The 4,752-nt window shown below is 66.9% G+C and carries 6 protein-coding genes; 5 read left to right on the forward strand and 1 reads right to left on the reverse strand.

What is annotated here, in order from left to right:
- Both VN856_RS28400 and VN856_RS28405 read left to right on the forward strand, forming a co-directional pair.
- On the forward strand, positions 1-1,548 hold a 1,548-nt coding region (locus tag VN856_RS28400), incomplete at its 5' end, for an ATP-binding cassette domain-containing protein (RefSeq protein ID WP_325695519.1).
- Positions 1,548-2,030: a hypothetical protein gene (locus tag VN856_RS28405; RefSeq protein WP_325695522.1), complete on the forward strand. Its 483-nt coding sequence runs from the start codon at positions 1,548-1,550 to the stop codon at positions 2,028-2,030. The genes VN856_RS28400 and VN856_RS28405, both read left to right, overlap by 1 nt.
- Here VN856_RS28405 and VN856_RS28410 read toward each other — a convergent pair.
- A complete protein-coding gene (locus tag VN856_RS28410; protein ID WP_325695524.1) occupies positions 2,014-2,352 on the reverse strand; it encodes a hypothetical protein in 339 nt (112 codons plus the stop codon). The two genes, VN856_RS28405 and VN856_RS28410, sit on opposite strands and share 17 nt — an antisense overlap.
- Before the next feature lie 114 nt (positions 2,353-2,466).
- On the opposite strand from VN856_RS28410, the gene bluB reads away from it, so the two are divergent.
- The 3 genes from bluB to VN856_RS28425 all read left to right on the forward strand — a co-directional run.
- A complete protein-coding gene (gene bluB, locus VN856_RS28415) occupies positions 2,467-3,132 on the forward strand; it encodes a 5,6-dimethylbenzimidazole synthase (protein WP_325695529.1) in 666 nt (221 codons plus the stop codon).
- Positions 3,133-3,202: 70 nt separating this feature from the next.
- Positions 3,203-4,012, forward strand: coding sequence for a hypothetical protein (locus VN856_RS28420; protein ID WP_325695526.1), 810 nt, complete (start codon positions 3,203-3,205; stop codon positions 4,010-4,012).
- 101 nt (positions 4,013-4,113) lie between these two features.
- The coding region (locus tag VN856_RS28425; protein WP_325695531.1) for a sulfatase-like hydrolase/transferase at positions 4,114-4,752 on the forward strand (639 nt) is incomplete at its 3' end.

Here is a 4,752-nt window from a genome sequence, read left to right on the forward strand (position 1 = left end):
TCCGGCGCAGGAAAGTCCACGCTGGTCAAACTGATCGGGGGCGCGATGCCACGCAGCGCCGGCGTGGTTGCGTTCGACGGCCACGACGTGCACGCCGAGTACGCCTCGATGCGCTCGCGAATCGGGATGGTGCCTCAGGACGACGTCGTGCACCGCCAGCTCACCGTCGAGCAGGCCCTGCATTACGCCGCCGAACTCCGGCTGCCGCCGGACACCTCCGCCGATGATCGACGCCAGGTCGTCGAGCGGGTGCTCGATGAGTTGGAGTTGGCTCCGCACAAGACAACTCGCGTCGACAAGTTGTCCGGCGGTCAGCGTAAGCGCGCATCGGTGGCCATGGAGCTGCTGACCGGCCCGTCGCTGCTGATCCTGGACGAACCGACCTCAGGACTCGACCCCGCGTTGGACCGCCAGGTGATGACGATGCTGCGCCGGCTGGCTGACGCGGGACGCGTGGTTATCGTCGTCACGCATTCGCTCACCTACGTCGGCATGTGCGATCAGATCCTGCTATTGGCCCCAGGCGGCAAGACCGCCTTCGCTGATCCGCCCGCCCAGATCGGTCCGGTGATGGGCAGCACCGACTGGGCCGACATCTTCGCGCGAGTCAGCACGGACCCCGATGCGGCACATCGCGCGTATCTGGCCCGACATCCCGCCGCCGCGCGCAGGCCGTCGCCCACCGCCGGCGCGGCACCGCTGGGACAGCCGCCGCGGACCAGCTCGTGGCGCCAAGTCGTGACGTTGGTGCGCCGCCAAACCCGGCTGATCACCTCCGACCGCGGATACTTCGCGTTCCTGGCGGTGCTGCCGGTCGTCCTTGGCGTGCTGTCGCTGGCGGTGCCCGGCAGCACCGGGCTCGGATCCGCCAACCCGACCGCACCCGAAGAACCCATCGACATCCTGATCCTGCTCAACATCGGCGCGGTGTTCCTGGGTACCGCGCTGACCGTGCGCGATCTGGTCGGCGAGCGGATGATCTTCCAGCGCGAGCGGGCTGTGGGTCTGTCGGCGTCGGCCTACCTGACGGCCAAAGTCGTCGTCTACAGCACCGCGGCGCTGATCGGCACCGCGGTCATGGTCGCCATCATGACGATCGGCAAAGGCGCGCCCGCCCGTGGCGGCGCCCTGCTGGGCGACGGCGTGGCGAACGGCGTCCTGGAGCTGTACCTGGGCCTGGCGCTGACGGCGATCACCTCGGCGATGGTGGGGCTGGCGCTGTCGTCGCTGGCCCGATCCACCGAACAGGTGCTGCCGATGCTCGTGGTGACGATCATGGTCTCGATGGTGTTGGCCGGCGGCCTGATTCCTGTGACGGGACGGCTGGTCCTGGACCAGATGGCGTGGTTCGTGCCGGCCCGTTGGGGCTTCGCCGCCTCAGCGTCGACGGTCGATCTGAACAGCGTCGAAGTCGGGCTGCCCGTCGACCGATTGTGGCGTCATGTGCCCGGCGCATGGCTGCACGACACCAGCATGCTGGTGGCCTTGGCGGCAGTACTAGCGGCCCTGGTTCGGTTCCGGCTGCGGCTTGGGAAGCGGGCCCACTGATGCCGGTCTTCGTCCGCAGACTCTTCGGCATCGGCAAGTTGCCCGCCGACGTGCGGGCCGACGTAGCGGCCGAGGGGGTCATCTACCTCGCCGACTATGTCCCGGTCACGCGGCGATTCAGCGGTGCGATCCCCGGCCTGCGATCGGCGCACAGCGTCGCCAGCTATGTCGGGTCGCTGGCGTTCACCTCGCAGCGCGTCCTGGCGACCCTGTCGTCGCTGCCCAAGCTTGCCGGCGAGATCGTCGATGTACGCTGGGACGCAACGCAATCCGGTACGGCGACGGCTGAGATATCGGCGAACGGGCTGCAGGTCGATGTGGACGTCGATGAGATCGACCCGACATTCACCGGGCACCTCTCACTGCACTACAAGCTCGACGTTCCCGCCGACGTCCTGACCGCTTTGCCGCGGCGATCACTGAACTTCGAGATGCCGCCGGAAAATGTGTTGCGGGCGGTCGGCGTCACCTACCGTCCGTAACGTCTCGAGGTCGCGCCCAGGCCGCCGACGTCGCGGACAGATCGGGCCATGGCGGCCGGCGCAGCACCGCCAAGGTGCCGATCGTCGCCGAGATCAAACCGGTAATGATCCCGATCAACGCTATCCGGTTGGTGTCGACGGCCGGCACCCATCGGGCCGTGCCGCCGTAGATCACGAACAACCCCATCGGCGTCGACGTGCCGGCACGGACCTTGGCAACAGGGATCACGGTGCCGCCATCCGCGGTTCGGTAGGGCTCGCCGTACACGCGTCCCCGCGTCCCGTTAGTGGGCAATTGCTCCACTGACTCCGAAATATTCATTGGCCTGATCCTTTTGACCGTGGGTTCTAGACAAGTCTGGCCGACCAAGCTGGTCGACGTGTCGAAGTGAGCATCTTTGGTCCCTTCGACACCCGGGGTTTCTACGATGACGATGTGGGTGATCACGCATTCAGTCCGCCGGAGCGTCACGCGGTCTATCGCGTGATCGCCGAACGTCGTGACATGCGCCGATTCGTGGCCGACAGCAAGGTTCCCGAGGATGTACTGGCCCGCCTGCTGCAGGCCGCCCACGCCGCACCCAATGTCGGCTTGATGCAGCCATGGCGATTCATCCGGATCACCGACGACGAGCTGCGGCGCCGCATTCACGCCCTGGTCGACGAGGAGCGTTTGCAGACCGCGCATGCCCTGGGCGCGCGGGCGCAGGAGTTTCTGGCGCTGAAGGTCGAAGGCATCCTCGAGTGCGCTGAACTGCTTGTGGTCGCACTCTCCGATGGCAGGGACAGTTACGTGTTCGGTCGACGCACCATGCCGCAGATGGATCTGGCATCGGTCTCTTGCGCCATCCAGAATCTCTGGTTGGCGGCACGATCCGAAGGCCTCGGGATGGGATGGGTATCGCTGTTCGATCCGCCGAAGCTGGCATCGCTGCTGTCGATGCCCGCCGACGCCGAACCGGTGGCGATCCTCTGTCTTGGTCCGGTACCGGACTTTCCCGACCGGCCCTCACTGGAGTTGGACGGCTGGGCGCTGGGGCGTCCGCTCGCCGAATTCGTCTCGGAGAACGGCTGGGGACAACCACCCCGGGCGGCAACCTGAGCCTCGCCGGCCTCCGAGCCTGCAGTCCAGGTCCGCGACCCTCCGATCCGGCGGCGGTTACGATGCCGGGGTGCAGCCACCTCCGCCAGGTCTCCCCCAGTGGGGACCCCCACCAGACGATCCCCGGGACCACGGCGGGCCTGGCTTCGGCGGCCAACCTGGCCCGGAGAGCTACGGTCAGCAACCGCCTCCACCCGGATACGGCCCGCCCCCTGGATCCGGATTCCCACCGCCGGCCGAATACAGCCAACAACCCGGCTACCGCCCGCCGTGGGGTGGTTACGGCGCTCCCGCTCCCGCCCCGACTTCGCAGCAGACGGTCAGCTGGGTCGGCCTTGCGGCCATCGGGCTACTGGGGTTGCTCGGCGCCATCCTCACGCTGACGCTGTGGATCAACCTGAACAGCGCCGTCAGCCGCGCAGCGGACGTGTGTAATCGGTTCGGTGGCGAGTACTCGAGCATGTGTCGCGAACAGATCAAAAATATGGTTCCGTCTGTTCCGGTGGCCCTCGTGGTATGCCTGTTTTTGATCATCGCGGCGTGCCTTGCGGTAACGGCCGGCGCGGTGATGCTCTTCGTCAAGAGGCCGATGGGCCAGTTCCTGATCCTCGGCGGCGGCATCGTCACGCTGATCTTGTCGATCGGTTGCGAGGCTCGTTACGGCGCCACCAGCCGGGTCACCTACGACCTGATCGCAGGCCTGGTGGTCGCGGTGATCGGAGGCCTCATGTTCGTCCCGGCTTTCCGGGTGGTCTTGGGGTTGCCGCCGAGACTGACCGATGCCCACCGGCCAGGCGGGTTTCCGGGCGGCGGGCAATGGCCGCCCGGTCCACCGCCGCCACCTCAGCACGGCCCGCCCGGGCCACCGCAACACTGGTGAGTTGCTGACAGCTGACCTGGGCGGACACGCCCCGGTACGCATGCCGACGTGTCGCAGCCGATAACGTCGATGGAGTCCCCCAATCTCAGGAGGTGGCGGCGATCGGCGGCGCAGACGCAGACGCAGACGCGACACACCCGCGGCGCGACAATGTGCTGTTCGTGCATTGGCACGATCTGGGCCGGTATCTCGGGGTGTACGGTCACGCCGACGTGTCGAGCCCGCGGCTGGATCAGTTGGCCGCCGAGGGAATCTTGTTCACCAGAGCACACGCCACCGCACCGCTGTGTTCGCCGTCGCGGGGATCGCTGTTCACCGGCCGCTACCCGCAGAGCAACGGTTTGGTCGGGCTCGCCCACCACGGTTGGGAGTACCGCCCGGGCGTCCGTACGCTGCCGCAGATCCTGTCCGAATCTGGCTGGTATACCGCTCTATTCGGTATGCAGCACGAAACGTCACACCCGTCGCGGCTGGGCTTCGACGAATTCGACGTGTCCAACTCCTACTGCGAGTACGTCGTCGAACAGGCGCAGCAATGGCTGCGTGACCATGACACCGGCAAACCGTTCCTGCTGACCGCCGGTTTCTTCGAAACGCATCGCCCCTATCCACGCGATCGCTACGAACCCGCCGACGCCGCGGTCGTCGATACGCCCGACTATCTACCCGATACCCTTGAGGTACGCCAAGATCTGGCCGAGTTCTACGGATCGATCACGACCGCCGACGCCGCGGTGGGC

Origin of the sequence: Mycobacterium sp. (assembly GCF_035603715.1) — a bacterium.
Lineage (GTDB): Bacteria > Actinomycetota > Actinomycetes > Mycobacteriales > Mycobacteriaceae > Mycobacterium.